16 protein-coding genes are annotated in these 18,030 nt (G+C 31.4%); 14 read left to right on the top strand and 2 right to left on the bottom strand.

Annotated features, from left to right (window positions below; translation table 11 throughout):
• The 8 genes from CW733_RS14155 (at position 1) to CW733_RS14190 (ending at position 6,203) form a co-directional block, all read left to right on the top strand.
• A complete protein-coding gene (locus tag CW733_RS14155) occupies positions 1–747 on the top strand; it encodes a tol-pal system YbgF family protein (protein WP_100997814.1) in 747 nt (248 codons plus the stop codon).
• A gap of 134 nt (positions 748–881) precedes the next feature.
• A complete protein-coding gene (locus CW733_RS14160) occupies positions 882–1,649 on the top strand; it encodes a TatD family hydrolase (RefSeq protein WP_100997816.1) in 768 nt (255 codons plus the stop codon).
• Between the two features lie 43 nt (positions 1,650–1,692).
• Positions 1,693–2,724, top strand: a complete 1,032-nt coding sequence (locus tag CW733_RS14165) for an asparaginase (RefSeq protein WP_100997818.1) — start codon at positions 1,693–1,695, stop codon at positions 2,722–2,724.
• Positions 2,725–2,906: 182 nt separating this feature from the next.
• Positions 2,907–3,677, top strand: a complete 771-nt coding sequence (locus tag CW733_RS14170; RefSeq protein ID WP_100997820.1) for a MotA/TolQ/ExbB proton channel family protein — start codon at positions 2,907–2,909, stop codon at positions 3,675–3,677.
• Between the two features lie 30 nt (positions 3,678–3,707).
• Positions 3,708–4,181, top strand: coding sequence for a hypothetical protein (locus tag CW733_RS14175; RefSeq protein WP_100997822.1), 474 nt, complete (start codon positions 3,708–3,710; stop codon positions 4,179–4,181).
• Between the two features lie 2 nt (positions 4,182–4,183).
• A complete protein-coding gene (locus tag CW733_RS14180) occupies positions 4,184–4,819 on the top strand; it encodes a biopolymer transporter ExbD (protein ID WP_100997824.1) in 636 nt (211 codons plus the stop codon).
• Between the two features lie 18 nt (positions 4,820–4,837).
• Positions 4,838–5,314: a biopolymer transporter ExbD gene (locus CW733_RS14185; RefSeq protein ID WP_100997826.1), complete on the top strand. Its 477-nt coding sequence runs from the start codon at positions 4,838–4,840 to the stop codon at positions 5,312–5,314.
• A gap of 184 nt (positions 5,315–5,498) precedes the next feature.
• Positions 5,499–6,203 carry a porin family protein gene (locus CW733_RS14190; protein ID WP_100998855.1) on the top strand — a complete coding sequence of 235 codons (705 nt, stop codon included), beginning with the start codon at positions 5,499–5,501 and terminating at the stop codon, positions 6,201–6,203.
• Here CW733_RS14190 and CW733_RS14195 read toward each other — a convergent pair.
• Positions 6,198–6,803 carry a hypothetical protein gene (locus CW733_RS14195; RefSeq protein ID WP_100997828.1) on the bottom strand — a complete coding sequence of 202 codons (606 nt, stop codon included), beginning with the start codon at positions 6,801–6,803 and terminating at the stop codon, positions 6,198–6,200. The two genes, CW733_RS14190 and CW733_RS14195, sit on opposite strands and share 6 nt — an antisense overlap.
• Before the next feature lie 262 nt (positions 6,804–7,065).
• Positions 7,066–8,544, bottom strand: a complete 1,479-nt coding sequence (locus CW733_RS14200) for a helix-turn-helix domain-containing protein (RefSeq protein ID WP_100998857.1) — start codon at positions 8,542–8,544, stop codon at positions 7,066–7,068.
• A gap of 118 nt (positions 8,545–8,662) precedes the next feature.
• On the opposite strand from CW733_RS14200, the gene aceB reads away from it, so the two are divergent.
• From aceB to CW733_RS14230, 6 genes are all read left to right on the top strand, one after another.
• On the top strand, positions 8,663–10,261 hold the full coding sequence (gene aceB, locus CW733_RS14205) for a malate synthase A (protein WP_100997830.1): 1,599 nt from the start codon (positions 8,663–8,665) through the stop codon (positions 10,259–10,261).
• An 84-nt stretch (positions 10,262–10,345) separates the two neighbouring features.
• Positions 10,346–11,971 carry an isocitrate lyase gene (locus CW733_RS14210; protein ID WP_100997832.1) on the top strand — a complete coding sequence of 542 codons (1,626 nt, stop codon included), beginning with the start codon at positions 10,346–10,348 and terminating at the stop codon, positions 11,969–11,971.
• A 107-nt stretch (positions 11,972–12,078) separates the two neighbouring features.
• A complete protein-coding gene (locus CW733_RS14215) occupies positions 12,079–13,251 on the top strand; it encodes an alanine--glyoxylate aminotransferase family protein (protein WP_100997834.1) in 1,173 nt (390 codons plus the stop codon).
• A 139-nt stretch (positions 13,252–13,390) separates the two neighbouring features.
• Positions 13,391–14,338, top strand: a complete 948-nt coding sequence (locus CW733_RS14220; protein WP_100997836.1) for a tRNA-dihydrouridine synthase — start codon at positions 13,391–13,393, stop codon at positions 14,336–14,338.
• Between the two features lie 49 nt (positions 14,339–14,387).
• Positions 14,388–15,716 (top strand): hypothetical protein, encoded by a 1,329-nt coding sequence (locus CW733_RS14225; protein WP_100997838.1) that lies wholly within the window; start codon positions 14,388–14,390, stop codon positions 15,714–15,716.
• A 39-nt stretch (positions 15,717–15,755) separates the two neighbouring features.
• On the top strand, positions 15,756–17,960 hold the full coding sequence (locus CW733_RS14230; protein WP_100997840.1) for a radical SAM protein: 2,205 nt from the start codon (positions 15,756–15,758) through the stop codon (positions 17,958–17,960).
• Positions 17,961–18,030 lie beyond the last annotated feature (70 nt).

The following is an 18,030-nucleotide window of genomic DNA, read 5'->3' on the forward strand; positions in this document are numbered from 1 at the left end:
ATGGAAGAACAGGATTATATTTTATTCGATAGCTATATAAATGAAGAATTATCTGCGGAAGACACCCTAGATTTCGAAAATAGACTCGAAAACGATTCAGCATTTAAAAATAGTTTCAACACTTACAAAGAGCTTTCAATTTTTTTAGAAAATAAATTTGAAAATGAAGCTAAAACTGATGCTTTTAAAAAGAATTTAGAAAATATATCAAACACTCATTTTAATAAAGCTGAGACAATTGCTGAAGCACCAAAGAAATCTAAAGTGTTTAGATATGCAAAATTGGCCATGGCTGCAAGTGTTGTTCTCTTTATAGGGATCTTTGCTTTTAACCAATTTTCAACACCAACGTATTCAGATTTTAATACTCACGAACCTATGACGACTGTTAGAGGAGAAGGAAGCGTTAAAGATTTAATTCAAGCAACAAAAGCTTTTAATAATAAAGAGTACGAAAAGGCAAATGCATTATTAAAAACGGTGCTTGAAAACGATCCAGATAATAGCGAGTTACAATTATACTACGCCATTACAAATATCGAGTTAGATAATTTTAAAATAGCAGATGCAGAGTTAAATAAATTAATAAATGGCACATCTGCTTATAAAGATAGAGCATTGTGGTATTCAGCTTTAAGTAGATTGAAGCAAAAAAACATAGACGCTACAATTGTTCTTTTAAAACAAGTTTCGGAAGAAGCAGACGATTATAAAGAGGCTCAAAAGTTGTTAGATAAATTAGAGTAATATTTGCTTATTAATAAACTAAGCTAATGTCAGTTCGAGTGAAATTCTTTTTTAGAATTTTGTATCGAGAACACTAAAAAAAAATAGAATAGCAAAAGTCATCATTAAACCGATGACTTTTTTATTTTTACCACATGATTATTACAGATACACATACACATTTATATAGCGAAGCATTCGATGAAGATAGAGCAGAAATGATGCAACGCACATTAGAAGCTAAAGTTTCTAGACTATTTATTCCTGCAATAGACTCTACATATACAGCATCTATGCTGCAATTAGAAAAAGACTATCCTGAAAATGTTTTTTTAATGATGGGTTTACACCCTACACATGTAAAAGATAATTATAAGGAGGAGTTGGCACATGTTGTAGAAATGTTAGACAAACATAAGTTCTATGCCGTTGGAGAAATAGGTATAGATTTATATTGGGATAAAAGCACCTTAGCAATACAGCAAGACGCTTTTAGATACCAAATACAATTAGCAAAACAACATAAACTACCTATAGTAATACATTGTCGTGAAGCATTCGATGAAATTTTCGAAATTTTAGAAGAAGAAAAAAGCGAAGACCTATATGGGATTTTTCATTGTTTTACTGGAACATTAGAACAAGCACATCAAGCGATTTCCTATAATATGAAACTAGGAATTGGTGGTGTAGCGACTTTTAAAAATGGTAAAATAGATCAGTTTTTAAATGAAATAGATTTAAAGCATATTGTTTTGGAAACCGACTCTCCTTATTTGGCACCTAAGCCTTTCCGCGGAAAGCGAAATGAAAGTAGCTACATATTAAAGGTAGTGGAGAAGCTTTCCGGAATCTATAATACTTCCGAAGAAAAAATTGCCGATATTACAACAGATAATTCTAAAGCCGTTTTTGGTGTTTAGTAACAACTAAACAACCAATAACTCATCAATAAACGCGAAGCACTTGACAAAAACAATCCCAAACATACTCCTTATATATACTGGTGGAACTATTGGTATGATTAAAGATCCAGAAACAGGAGCTTTACGTGCTTTCGATTTCGATAATTTATTGGTTCGTATTCCAGAGCTTAAGCTTTTAGATTGTAATATTGAAACCTTCTCTTTTGATATTCCAATAGACTCAAGTAATATGGAACCTAAATATTGGGTAGAGATAGCTGAGGTTATAGAAAATAATTACGATTCTTTTGATGGTTTTGTAGTGTTACATGGTAGTGATACTATGAGTTATACAGCATCTGCATTAAGCTTTATGCTTGAGCATTTAGCAAAACCAGTAATATTTACAGGCTCACAATTGCCAATTGGAGATTTGCGTACAGATGCCAAAGAAAATTTAATAACCTCTATTCAAGTGGCTTCATTACAACATTATAGTAAGCCAATAATTAAAGAAGTGTGTTTGTATTTTGAATATAAATTATACAGAGCAAATAGGACTACAAAAATAAATGCAGAACATTTTGAAGCTTTTGCTAGTTTAAATTATCCGGATTTAGCAGAATCTGGTGTGCATTTAAAAATAAATAATGATGCGTTATTTAAGCCTAATGCTAGAAAAAACTTGTTAGTTCATAAGAATTTAGATAAAAATATTGCATTAATAAAATTGTTTCCAGGCATTTCGGAACAATTATTGAGTAGTATTTTTAATACACCTAACTTAAAAGGTGTTATTATTGAAACTTATGGTGCAGGAAATTGTACAACAGAAGATTGGTTTATTTCCTTATTAAAAGAAAACATAAAAAAAGGAATACATATTATTAATATTACACAATGTTCTGGAGGTAGTGTAATGATGGGACAATATGAAACTAGTGAAAAACTAAAAAAAATAGGTGTAATTTCTGGAAAAGACATTACAACCGAAGCAGCAGTAAGTAAACTAATGTATTTGTTAGGACAAAACATTGCACCTAACTTGTTCAAAACCATATATGAAACAGCTTTAAGAGGAGAAATGACTTAAAATTAACGACGAAAATTTGAGCCTTAACTTTTTTTTCGTTTAATTTGAAACCGGAAAACTAATTAAATAAAGTAGTGCTTAAGTAAGAAATTTATAAAAGCACTGTTAATATTTTATTTTTTACTTCCTTTTTTTTTATATCTTTAACACTTTAACTAATTAATAAAATTAAGATCACAAACATGAAAAGATTATTTTCTATCCTAGCCATAGTATTTTTAATGACATTTGGCACAGCTAATGCAACTACGAACGCAGCAACTATTGCTACGACTGTTGCAACTACTCAAGATGCAGCAGCAACTGATGATGCAGCAGAAGAATTAACGTTCCACCAAGAACTTAAAAAACGTTTTATTGAAGGTGGTCCAGGTTTTATGGGTATTGTATTATTATGTTTAATTCTAGGATTAGCAATTGCTATTGAAAGAATTATCTTTTTAAACTTATCGTCTACAAATACGAAGAAATTAACTCAAAATGTTGAAGATGCACTACAGTCAGGTGGTATTGAGGCAGCAAAAGAAGTTTGTAGAAACACAAAAGGTCCTGTGGCATCTATATTCTATCAAGGTTTAGATAGAGCTGACGATAGCTTAGAATCTGCTGAAAAAGCTGTTGTAGCTTACGGTGGAGTTCAAATGGGACAATTAGAGAAAAACGTATCTTGGATTTCATTATTTATCTCATTAGCACCAATGCTTGGGTTTATGGGTACAGTAATAGGTATGATTCAAGCCTTCGATAAAATTCAGTCTGCAGGTGGAATGGATGCAACGTTAGTAGCAGGTGGTATTAAAGTAGCCTTACTAACAACTGTATTTGGTCTTGTTGTAGCAATTATATTACAAGTTTTTTATAACTACATTGTAGCAAAAATTGATAGTATTGTAAATGATATGGAAGATTCTTCTATCACATTAATGGATATGTTATCGAAATATAAAAAATAAGCTATTAACTAATTTTAAAAACATAAGATTATGCATAAGATTTTAAAAATAGTTGTAGCAGTACTAAGTTTAGTAGGTATTATTGGACTTGCACGTATTATAATGAAAGGTGAAGAGGAAGCGAAAGCTATTATTTCTTCAGGTAATGGCGTTTTGTTTGAGACAATGTCTTCGGTAGCATACATAGTATTAGCTATAACACTAGCATTAGTAGTATTCTTCGTATTTAAAAACCTGTTTACAGGCGGAGGAAACATTAAAAACACTTTAATAGGAGCAGGTGCTTTTGTAGCTGTATTAATTATAGGTTACTTAGTTTCTGGAGGAGATCCTTTAGTAGGTAAAGAATGGCCAGTAATGGGTAAAGTATATGCTTACGATGATGTTTTTGCTACAGAAGGAGAATCAAGATTTGTAGGAGGTGGTTTAGTATCCTTTTATATATTAAGTGTGGTTGCAATTTTAGCAATGGTATTTTCAGGAGTTAAAAAATTAATTAAATAATTATGGCAAAAAGATCAGCACCAGAAGTTAATGCAGGCTCTATGGCTGACATTGCCTTCTTATTACTTATTTTCTTTCTAGTAACAACAGATATAGCAACAGATTCTGGTTTAAGTAGAAAGTTACCACCTTGGGATGATACAGAACAAGAAGCTGTTGTTATTAAGGAGAAGAATATATTTGCACTTACTTTAAATAGTAACAATGATATTTTATTAACCTCTGGAGGAGATTCAGAAATTGTTGCACTTGAAGATTTAAGAGTTGCAACTGTGAAGTTTCTTGATAATGGAGGTGGAGAAGGAAAAGATGCTTGCGCAAGATGTAAAGGAGCTGGTGATAAAGCCTCTTCAGATAATCTAATCAAAGCAGTTATTTCTTTAGCAAACGATAGACTTACTGAATACAAAACGTATATAGCTGTGCAAAATGAAATTTTAGCAGCGTATAACGATATTAGAAATCGTGAGTTTGTAAAGGATTATCCTAATGCTCAAATGAATTTTGTTCAAGCTAACGAAATGTATTTAGATCCAAGTACAGAAGCAAAGGTCAAGGATAAGTTAAAATTGAAGTTAGAAGCAATTAAAGAAGCTGTACCTCAAAAGTTCTCTGAAGCTGAAGCAAAAAGAAATTAACAAGTTAACATAAACACTATGTCTAAATTTAAAAAGAAAAAAGATGGAGGTTTACCTCCAATATCAACAGCATCTTTACCAGATATTGTATTTATGCTTCTGTTTTTCTTTATGGTAGCTACTGTAATTAAAGAGGATAATTTAATAATCCAAAATAGTTTACCTAAAGCAAACCAGATTGAGAAATTAGATAAAAAGAAGCCTATAAGTTATATTTATATTGGAAAACCAAGTCCAAATTATATAGACACTTATGGTACAGAGGATAGAATACAATTAAACGATAAGTTGCAAAGTGTTGAGCAGGTTCAAGCATTTATTGCTGCTGAACGTGCTGCATTAGCAGAAGAGTTAGTGCCAACACTTACTGTTTCTCTTAAAGTAGATAGAGATGCAAAAATGGGAGTGTTAACAGATGTTAAGCAAGAATTACGTAAAACGAATGCGCTTAAAATTAACTACACTACTAAAAAAGGTGATGCACTTAGTAATTAGTAAAACATACTCTTAATTTTATATAAAGGCGTTTTGAAATATTCAAAACGCCTTTTATTTGTTTTAAACATTCCTATTTAAGTATCTTGTTATTTGTAATTCGAGCATGTTAAAAGTTTATTATTGTAAACAAATGTTTAATAACAAACGACATGTGACTATAGAAAACAATAAATATAAATACATGAAATCTATAATATTATTTTTTTGTCTTTGTTTTGTCACTACATATTCTTTTTCTCAAGAAGAATTTAGTAAAAGCGCTCAAGAAGTAGACTCTTTATATAAGGAAGATCAGTTTTATTTTGGACTAACATATAACCTTATTGGTAAAAAGCCAAGTGGATTGACGCAAAGTGGCTTTTCCGGAGGTTTCCACTTTGGTTATACTAAAGATATGCCAATTAATAAAAGACGGAACAAAGCTATTGGAATAGGATTAGGTCTGTCTTTTAATTCATTCAACCAAAACTTACAAATTACAGAAGACTCTAAAGGTGATGCACAATTTCAAATTATAGATGCTTCCGAAATAACTTTCACTAAAAACAACTTTGCTACTTATATGGTAGAAATGCCTATTGAGTTTAGATGGCGAACATCTACAGCAACAGATTATAAGTTTTGGCGTATTTATTCCGGCTTTAAATTAGGTTACGTCTTTGCTAATAATTCTAAATTTGAAGGTTCTCCACAAAATATTAAGCTTAAAAATATTAGTGCTATTAATAATGTGCAATATGGATTAACATTGGGAGCTGGTTATAATACTTGGAATTTTTATTTGTATTATGCACTAAACCCTATTTTTAATGATAAAGCCAAAATAGACAATAAAGTAATAGATGCAAATGCTATTAAAATTGGTCTTATGTTCTATATTTTATAGCCAATAGCTTAAGACTAATAACTGTGGGAATAACCCAATACAGAACCCGAAAATTAATTCGACATTAGTATGCGCTTTTAAATGTAATCTTGAGGAGGCAATTGCTCCAGCAATTAAACAAAAGAGCGCCAAAGATCCATTTAAGTTTTTGCCAAAATGAAGAGAAATACCAATAGCAAACATAAATACTCCTGCTATTGCTATCATGTGAATACTAGCTTTGAATTTTAAGATGGCTAATACTAAGCAAATAATGGTTGACATTAATATGCCTATAAAGAAAAAATACAATTCTATTATTTGATTTGAAGGCAATACACGTATTATTATTAAAATACATATAATAATATTTAAGGACAACGGAATAATGCGTTCTTTGGTAGTTTTTAGATAAATAGACTTTGTTTTACCTATAGTTTTTAATAAATAATAAAGTAGAATTGGAAGTACAATAGTAAGTATTGTAAGTGAAATAATTTTTGCTTCTTTTACCTCTTGAGGTATAAATCTAGGAGACTTCGAGAAATAGAAAATAACACCTAAAAGCGGCATTATTATAGGATGAAAGATGAAGGAAATACTTTTTAGTAGCCAATTCAAACCAAAGCTATTTGTTAATTAATTCTTTAATTATATGTTTTTTGAGAATTGTCTTTATCTCTTCTTTATACACAATAATTTTATTCAAAGTTATAAAATATATGTATATAATTGATAGCTTATTGATTTATCTAATAAACAGAGTTTAGTAGAAGCTTTTTTTTAGACATATTAAACTTCACTTAATGGTTTTTTAATTTTTAGAAAACGGCTAATTTTTCAACACTAAAATAATTGATACATTTCTAAAAAGAACAAATTATTAAGACTCGAACTTTGTGTTCAATTCTTCAACTAAGTTTTTAATTTTTTGATTTTTAGCTTTTCTATCCAAAATAATTGCAGGAGCTTGTCTAACCTTACAGTTTTCAACCATACAACGTTGGCAGGTTACTCCTACATTTTGAGTTGTAATTTTAGGGTCTGATAAAAATTTGAGCTTGCGTTGTAATTGCTTGTTAATTAGTAAACCAACACTTATACTTCGATATTGATTCGCTTTAAAAGGATCTCTAGTTGCAGAGGATAACACCAGGTATTTCATGCCATCATCTTGGTAATTAGAAATCTGCATATCGAACACATGTTCTTTTTTACTCTTACTTATATCTTCAAGCATTTTTATAGACACCCAGCGTCTACAATAATGCTCATTAGTTTCGTTTGCATGTGGCGAATGCTGGTGAGACAAATGCAGTTCTTTTTTAAGGTGGAATTTATTACTTTTCGCTTTATGCGTAAATCTTAAAAAGAACAAATTTTGAATATTAAATTCTTTGGGTAAAATATTAGTTAAGCGTTGGTAAAACGATTCTGGTGAAGCATTATAAGAATCTATAGCTTTTATAAATAATGGTATGTTAAAAGTCTTTTTTTCAAATATATCGGTAAGTTGCTTCTTTATTTTTTCATTAGAAATAATTAAAGCACCTGCAAAATATGAAGCATAAAAATTATTCAAAACCTGATCAAAAGTGTCAAACTTTATCCATGGAAAAGTATATAAACGCTCTTTTGTTTCTAGAAAATTATAGGCTAATTCTTTTGCGTAAATAAAGGTGCGTTGTGATTCGTCTATCTTATTATTAAGTAATAATGTTTTAGTTTTTGAAACTAAAACCGAACGTAAACTATCTAAATCCTCATATTTATTAAGCTCCTCCTTTACAATAGTATAACCATACTCTTCAACTAGAATCTCTTCTAAATCTTTAGAAGTTATTATTTCATTTAAATTTAACTGATATGCTTTAGCAAAATGCAAAACACTTACCTCTAAGTCTTCAAAATAATTATTATTAGCCTCCTGAAAAGAACGCACAGAAGCAAGATAAAAACTTTCTTTACTAAAACTGTAATGCTGTGCAATTTCAATTATAGTACTAATAAATGCATTTACTTTTACTGGTGCATTTGCAACAATATCTATTAATTTACTTTCTTTAATTCCAAAAAGTTCTAAAGGTATTTCTTTTAAAATTTTAGACTGCAATAAATCACCAATTGGAGCTAGGTTTTTATCTAGCTTTAAAGACACCATTTGGTCGTAAGGCACATCTAATCTTTCAGATAGAATAGCAATTTTATCTGGTTTAGGATATTTTTTACCATTTTCTATTTCATTTAAATACGACTTAGATAAGCCAGAAAGTTTAGACAAACCAAACAAGGATAATTTCCTGTCAGTCCTTATCTGTTTTAGTTTCAGTCCAAAAATAAGTTTTATATAGTCTTCTTCCATAATAGCAAATATAAGCTTTTTGGCGAACATTAATTTTTAGCGAAAAAACACTTTTAGCGAACGTTCGCTTGTTTTATTAAAAAGTTTGTTATACTATTGTGCTATAAATTAGAACAGTATGGAACACACACTTTTAAAATTACCTAAAATTACTTTCTCTAGAGATGTAAATAATTACTATCCAGAAATACTTACAGATGAAGCTTTAAGCTTTATTACGGCACTTCATGAAAAGTTTAATGTACAGCGTTTAGCTTTACTATCAAGAAGAGAGGAACAACAAAAGATTTTTGATCAAGGTAAGTTTCCAGAATTTCCACGTGAAACTAAAGACATTAGAGATGGCGAATGGAAAGCGGGTAATATACCACATGATTTACAAGATAGACGTGTAGAAATTACTGGTCCAGTTAACAGAAAAATGATTATTAATGCTCTAAATTCTGGAGCCAAAACGTTTATGGCAGACTTAGAAGATAGTAATGCTCCAACTTGGAAAAACACTATTGAAGGCCAGCAGAATTTAATAGACGCTAACAACAAAACTATTTCTTTAACAGATGCTAAAAGGAATAAATCTTATAAATTAAATTCTGAAACTGCGGTTTTGCTGGTAAGACCTAGAGGGTTACATTTAAACGAAAGACATGTCTTAATAAAAGACGAAGAAACCTCTGGTAGTTTAGTAGATTTTGGATTGTATGTTTTCCATAATACAAAAACCTTATTAGAAAATAATACTGCTCCATATTTTTACCTTCCTAAGCTTGAACATTATTTAGAAGCACGTTGGTGGAACGAAGTTTTTACATTCGCTCAAGAGTATTTAAAAGTACCTCAAGGCACTTTTAAAGCAACTGTTTTGGTTGAGACTATTACTGCTAGTTTTCAGTTAGATGAAATTATCTACGAGCTTAAAGAACATATTGTTGGTTTAAATTGTGGTCGTTGGGATTATATTTTCTCTTACATTAAAAAATTTAGAAATCATCAAAACTTTGTGGTACCAAATCGCGATCAAGTAACGATGACGACTCCTTTTATGGATGCCTATTCTAAGCTAGTAATACAACGCTGTCATAAAAGAGGTATTCTTGCAATTGGCGGAATGGCTGCGCAAATTCCTATTAAAGGTGACGAATATGCAAATATTTCAGCATTAGAAAAAGTAAGAAAGGATAAAGAGCGTGAAGTGATAAATGGACATGATGGTACTTGGGTTGCGCACCCTGCTTTGGTTGAAGTAGCAATGTCTGAATTTAACAAACACATGCCAACACCAAACCAACTACATGTAACACGTGACGATATTAATGTAACTGAAAAGGATTTAGTAGAAATCCCTAAAGGAACAGTCTCTGAAGCAGGAATTAGAAAAAACATTAATGTTGGTATTTTATATACAGAAGCCTGGCTAAGAGGCCATGGAGCTGTAGCACTTTACAATTTAATGGAAGATGCTGCTACTGCAGAAATATCGCGAACACAAGTTTGGCAATGGTTAAAAAATGAAGTTACACTTGAGGATGGTCGCCAATTCAATATGGAATTATATGTCGAGTTAATAAACGATGAAGTAGAAAAAATACTAAAAGAAGTTGGAGAAAATGCTATTAAAAACACCAAATTTAAATTGGCAATAGAGCTTTTTGATAATCTAGTATTATCAGAAAAATTTGAAGAGTTTTTAACGCTTCCCGCTTACCAATATATATAAAAAAATGTCTCGCAACTACTGGAATAGTATGCGAGACTACATTATCAAAATCTAGAAAAATCTTAATAAGTAAAAAACAAAATTATGAAAAATTTAGCACAAAGCAATTATAGTTCTGCACTAGAAACAGTAAGAAACCTTAAAGCAAAATATGGTAATACTTGGAATGCAATAAGCCCAGAAAGTGCGGCAAGAATGGTGACACAAAATCGTTTTAAAACTGGTTTAGATATCGCTAAATATACTGCTGGTATCATGAGAGAAGATATGGCCGCATACGATGCAGACGCATCTAACTATACACAATCTCTAGGTTGCTGGCATGGTTTTGTGGCTCAGCAAAAAATGATTGCTGTTAAAAAGCACCACAAAACTACAAGCAAAAGGTATTTATATCTTTCTGGTTGGATGGTTGCTGCGTTACGTTCGGAATTTGGACCATTGCCAGATCAATCTATGCACGAAAAAACTGCTGTACCAAGTTTAATAGCCGAGATTTATGATTTTTTACGTCAGGCTGATGCAATAGAGTTAAACGATTTATTTAAGAGATTAGAAAAAGGTGAAGATGTACAATATAAGATAGATAACTTCGAAACGCATATCGTTCCAATTATAGCAGATATTGACGCTGGTTTTGGTAATGAAGAAGCTACTTATTTATTAACTAAAAAAATGATTGAGGCTGGAGCTTGTGCAATTCAGATAGAAAATCAAGTATCCGATGCTAAGCAATGTGGACATCAAGATGGTAAAGTAACAGTGCCACACGAAGATTTTATAGCAAAATTAAATGCTATTAGATATGCCTTTTTAGAATTAGGAGTAGATGAAGGAATTATAGTTGCTAGAACAGATTCTGAAGGCGCTGGTTTAACACAAAAATTACCAGTTAGTCAAGAGCCTGGAGATTTAGCGTCTCAATATTTAGCTTTTATTGAAGCTGAAGAAATAGCGATTACAGATGCAAAGGAAGATGATGTTTTACTAAAAAGAGATGGTAAATTAGTACGTCCTGTAAGATTACCAAATGGTTTATATAAATTTAAAGACGGTTCTAATATAGATCGAGTTGTTTTAGATTGTGTTACTAGTCTTCAACATGGCGCAGATTTATTATGGATAGAAACACCAACACCAAACGTAAAGCAAATTGCAAATATGGTAAACAGAGTAAAAGAAGTAATACCAAATGCTAAATTGGTTTACAACAACTCACCATCTTTTAACTGGACATTAAATTTCCGTAATCAAGCTTACGAAGAAATGCTTGCTGAAGGAGAAAACATGACAGCTTACGATAGAAATAATTTAATGGATTCTGAATATGATGGATCGGAATTATGCTTTCGTGCAGATGAAAAAATTAAAACGTTCCAAAAGGATGGTGCAAGAGAAGCTGGTATTTTTCACCATTTAATAACATTGCCAACATACCACACAACTGCATTACATATGCATGATTTAACCGAAGGTTATTTTGGAGACGAAGGCATGTTAGCTTACGTAAAAGGAGTGCAAAGACAGGAAATTAGAAAAGGAGTGTCTTGTGTTAAACACCAAAGAATGGCAGGTTCAGATCTTGGAGATGATCATAAATCATTCTTTGCTGGAGATAAAGCTTTAAAAGCTGGAGGAGAAAACAATACTTCTAATCAGTTTGAAGCTAAAATAAAAACACCAATAAGAGAGCTTGCTTTAGATAAATAATATTTTATTATATATTATAAAAAGGCAACATGTTTGCGTGTTGCCTTTTTAATTTTAAAAGCACACTTACAAAAAAGGGCAGCTTAGCTAACTAAAATAAAAAACAAATGAAAGGAAGAAAGCTATTAATGATTCCTGGTCCTATTGAATTTGAACCAGACGTATTACACGCAATGAGCATAGCAACTACTAGTCATGTAGCTCCCAATTTCATAGAAGTTTTTGGTAACAGCTTAGAGCTTATGAGAACAGTATGGAAATCTCCAAAAGGACAACCGTTTATTGTTGCAGGTACTGGCACGCTGGCTATGGATATGGCAGCAGCCAATCTTATAGAACAAGAAGATAATGTATTGGTAATTTCATCAGGATATTTTGGCAAACGTTTTAACGATATTTTAGAGCGTTATGGAGCAAATACAACTATTTTAGAAGCGCCAATTGGTGAGGTTGTAAGTCTTGAAACTATAGAGAAAGAACTAAAATCGAAACAATATAAAGCGTTAACTATTACACATGTGGATACTTCTACAGGGATTTTAGTAGATCCAAAACCGATAGCGCAATTAGCAAAAAAATACAATACGATAAGTATTTTAGATGGCGTATGCTCTGTTGCTGGTGAAGTAATAAACCAAGACGAATGGGAACTAGATATTGTATTAACGGCCTCTCAAAAAGCTATTGGTGTTCCACCAGGTCTTGCGCTTTTAATGGCATCGGAAAAAGCAATGAAAGTTTGGAAAAATAGAAAAACGCCTGTACCTAATTATTATGCAGACTGGAGTAATTGGCTGCCAATAATGAAGGCTTACGAAGAAAGAAGACCGTCGTATTTTGGAACTCCAGCAGTTAATTTAATTGTAGCATTAGAAACGAGTTTGAAAATTATTTGTAAAGAAGGCATTGACAAACGTGTAAAAAGGCATCAAGATTTAGCAAAGGCTTTTAGAGCTGCAATAGCTTCTTTAAACCTTGAAATATTACCAAAATCGACTGCATTAGCAGCCAATACCTTATCTGCAGTTTATTATCCAAAAGATATAGATGGCGCTTTATTAAGCGCTAAAATGATTGAAGCCGATGTTATTATTGCAGGAGGATTATTGCCAGAGATAAAAGCTACTTATTTTAGAGTTGGCCATATGGGTTCGGTTTCTGCAAACGATCTTATGGCTGTATTAGGTGCTTTAGAACGTGCTTTGATAGTACTAGGTCATCCTTTAGAACCTGGAAAAGGTTTACAAGTTTTTCAAAATAAACTTTTAAAAGACAATTAATTTATAAAAAAGCTAGAAATGAGTTAGTTTAATGAGCTAACTCATTTTTTTATATACAAAGAATCAATAAGCTTTTGCTATAATTAGTTCTGTATTAAAATCTACATTTTAAACTATATTTGCCTAACTAAACTTTTAGATGGCAATTACATTACTTTCTTCACCTTTACAAGGCTTTACAGATTTCAGGTTTCGTAACGCATTTCACCATTATTTTGGTGGTATCGATACGTTTTACGCACCTTATATTAGATTAAATGGTAAATTAAAAATTAAGCAATCTTATCAATTAGATTTACAGCCAGAAAATAACACGACATTAAATGTTATTCCACAAGTAATGACAAATGATGCCGATGAGTTTCTGTTTGTTGTAAAATACGTGCAAAGTTTAGGTTATAAAGAGTTAAACTGGAATTTAGGTTGCCCTTATCCTATGGTTACAAAATCTGGAATGGGTTCTGGATTAATTTGTAATCCAGCTAAAATTGATGCTATTTTAAAAAAAGCACATAACGAAAGTGATATTACAGTATCCATGAAAATGAGAATGGGATACGAACACGCTGGGGAGATTCTAGACACCTTTCCTATTCTGGATAGTTATCCGCTTAAAAACATTGCTATTCATGCTAGAATTGGTAAGCAATTATATAAAGGCCCTGTAGATTTAGAGGCTTTCGAGCGTTGCGTAGCAAGTACAAAACACAAGTTATATTATAATGGAGATATTACTAGTGTAGACGCTTTTAAAAAAATGGAAGCACGTTTTCCAACTATCGATCATTTTATGATTGGTCGAGGATTAATTGCAGATCCTTTTTTACCAAGCATGATTAAAAATAACACAACGGAATATCCTAAAAACCGTTGGGAGATTTTTAGTGAATTCCACGATACTATTTACCAGCAATACGACGAATACTTATCTGGCCCAACACCTATAAAAATGAAAATGTTAGGCTTTTGGGAATTCTTTTCTCAGTCGTTTTCTAATCCTCAAAAAGCATATAAAGCCATTAAAAAAGCAGGTAACCCTGTTAAGTATAAGCAAGCGGTTGCTAGTATTTTGAGTAATGAGAAATAAATTTTCATTATTTAATTTTATATTTACCTAAACCAACCCAACTAATATTATGCAAAATGACTATAAATCTAAAACTTTTAAGGAATGGTTAGATAAGCTACAGCAAGAAAGTTGGCAATTAGAACTTATTATTTCTGGGTTTTCAATATATGGACTATCTCAAGCATATTATCCACTTGAAACGTCTTTTAACATTGCACAAAATGAAGGCAACGTAGCTTTATCCATTGCTTTAATAATAGCACTTTCTGCATGTACTATATTATTATTTACCCTATTAATACATGTTGTTTTAAGAGGTTTGTGGATTGGTGCTTTAGGGTTGCGTTATGTTTCTGGAGATATTGATTATGAAAAATTAAATTACAAACCTAAATTTGATCTTTATTTAAGAAGAAAAATAGGCTCTTTCGATAAGTATATTTCAACATTAGAAGATTATTGCAGTATTCTTTTTGCTGTTTCCTTTTTACTTATTTTTTATATTATTTCAATTTTTTCATGTATTGGAGCAATAGGTATTATAGTTTACTTTTTTATTAAAGATCACGAAACAAAAAACACAGCATTATATATTACAGGAATTGTTTTAATTACATTTTTAATACTAGGTATGCTACTTACTTTCCTAGACTTTATTACGCAAGGTTATTTAAAAAAGAACAAGTGGTTATCTAAAATATACTTTCCTTTTTATTGGGTGTTTAGCTACCTAACACTATCGTTTCTATATCGTCCCTTAGTTCATAATTTTTTAGATAATAAAATGGGTAAGCGTATCAGTCTCATTTTAATACCTATTTATTTTTTAATCTCAACTTTGGGATCCTTAACCTTTATTAGGTCTAATTATTTAACTGTTTCAGATGCTTCAACAAGCTTAATAGCTAATGTTTTTAATTATGATGAAAGTATTATTGAAAAAGACATGTTTATAAATGACGCTTCCATCCCTTCAAAAATAATAACAACACATTACTTACCAGTTTTTATTGAATTTGATAAAAAAACTGAAGATGTAATATTTAAATTTAATGAAAACCTAAAACCTGAAAATGACATAAGAGGAATGAACTCGAATGTATTTGTATCAACTAAAAAGCAGATTCAAAAGCAAAAAAGAGACGCTTTACAGGTAGATTATATGAAGGCACTTTCGCAAATCTATAGCCTTAAAATTGATAGTTTAGAATATTCAAATTTAGATTTTGTATTTACAAAACACAACAATAATCAAGATGGTTTTGAAACCGTTTTACCTCTAAAAAAGATAGCTGATGGAAAACACGTTTTAAGAGTTTACATAGCAACAAAAACAGATAGTACAAATACTAAAAATAATATAGCAACAATTCCTTTTTGGTATTATAAGGAGTAATTATAAAGTACCTTTGCCAATACATTCAAACCACCATTTGTGAAAGACCTCTTACTAATAACACCACCTTTTACCCAATTAAACACACCTTATCCTGCAACAGCATACTTAAAAGGGTTTTTAAACACTAAAGGCATTTCTGCTTTTCAGATGGATTTAGGTATTGAGGTGATTTTGGAGTTATTCAGTAAAAAAACCTTTGAGAAACTATTCGATTTAGCGATTGAAAATGATGCCATTGTTACCGAAAATTGCCAACGTATTTATACTCTAAAGGATGATTATTTACAACCTTTAGATGCTGTTATAAAATTTTTACAAGGCAAAAATCAAACCTTAGCAAGGCAAATTTGTACTACAAATTTCTTGCCTCAAGCATCTAGGTTTGAGCAATTGGAAGATATGGATTGGGCTTTTGGTGAAATGGGAATGCAAGATAAAGCGAAGCATTTAGCAACGTTATATCTTGAAGATTTATCCGATTTTATAATTGAATGCATCGATTCTAATTTTGGGTTTAGTCGCTATGCTGAACGTTTAGGGCAAAGTGCCAATGCGTTTGACGAGTTGTACGATAGTTTACAAAAGCAAACAACGTTTATAGATGACATAACACTTTTGCTTTTAGAAGATAAACTAAAAACAATTCAACCAAAACTAGTTTGTTTTTCGGTACCTTTTCCTGGTAATTTATACAGTGCCTTTAGATGCTCACAATTTATAAAAGCGAATTATCCTGAAATTAAAATTGCCATTGGAGGCGGTTTTCCAAATACCGAATTACGACAAGTAACAGATAAAAGAGTTTTTGATTTTTTCGATTTTATTACGCTTGATGATGGCGAATTGCCAATCGAACTTTTGCACAAAGCCGTTTGTAATACTGAAGAAAGTAAAGAGCTGTTAGAAAACGAATTTAAGAGAACCTTCGTACTAGAAAACGGAAGTGTTACCTATAAAAATAACACTACAAAACCAGAGTACAAACAACTAGAAATTGGGACTCCAGATTATTCTAATTTGTTGTTAGAAGATTACATATCTGTAATAGAAATAGTAAACCCAATGCACAGTTTGTGGAGCGATGGAAGATGGAATAAACTAACAATGGCTCATGGTTGTTATTGGGGAAAATGTACGTTTTGCGACATCTCTTTAGATTATATTAAAATTTACGAGCCTATTGCTGCTGCTCTTTTAGTAGATAGAATGGAGCAATTAATTGAACAAACTGGTGAAAATGGATTTCATTTTGTAGATGAAGCTGCACCTCCAGCTTTAATGAAAGCGCTAGCTTTAGAGATTATTAAACGAAAATTAACCGTTACGTGGTGGACTAATATTAGGTTTGAAAAAAACTTCACCCAAGATTTATGTTACTTACTAAAAGCGTCTGGTTGCATTGCAGTTTCTGGTGGCTTAGAAGTAGCTTCAGATAGACTTTTAAAGCTAATTGACAAAGGTGTTACTGTTGCCCAAGTTGCGCAAGTAACGCGTAATTTTACGCAAGCCAATATTATGGTGCATTCCTATTTAATGTATGGCTACCCAACACAAACCATTCAAGAAACGGTGGATAGTTTAGAGTTTGTAAAACAATTATTCGAACTTGGTATCATTCAGTCTGGCTTTTGGCATCAATTTGCGTTAACAACACATAGTCCTATTGGTTTAAATCCTTCAGAATATGGGATTACACCAAATTATAAATCTATTTCGTTTGCAAATAACGATATCGATTTTACGGATAGCACAGGAATTGATCACAGTCAATTTAGTTTCGGGTTAAAAAAGTCGCTATTCAATTTTATGCATGGTATTGGCTTTGATATGGATTTACAAGAGTGGTTCGATTTTGAAATTCCGCAAACCACAATTACACCATATTATATTGAAGATTGCTTAAACACCGAAACCACATTAAGCACAAAATCAACAGCTAAAATTGTTTGGTTAGGTCACTTGCCTTTAGTCGAAGAGCGTAAAAAAACTAAAAAAGGTTTTACAAATGAATTGCTAGATTTAACGTTTCATGATAAAACCGATAGGCTTCAAATTACTTTAAATAAGCCTGAAGGCGAATGGCTGTTAGAAACTCTTGAAACCTTAAAACCTGTAAACGGAAAAGTGCTTAGTTTTTCAGCATTAAAAAAAGACTTTGAAACACAATTTGAAGATTTTGAGCTGTTTTGGTTTTCAAAGTCAATGCAAAAACTTAGAGATTTTGGATTGTTAGTATTATAAACACTGCTTCTTAATTATTAATTAACATACACCAATATTTAACTAAAACCAATTCGAGTACCTTTACATA

It is taken from the genome of Lacinutrix sp. Bg11-31 (assembly GCF_002831665.1).
Taxonomy (GTDB): domain Bacteria; phylum Bacteroidota; class Bacteroidia; order Flavobacteriales; family Flavobacteriaceae; genus Lacinutrix.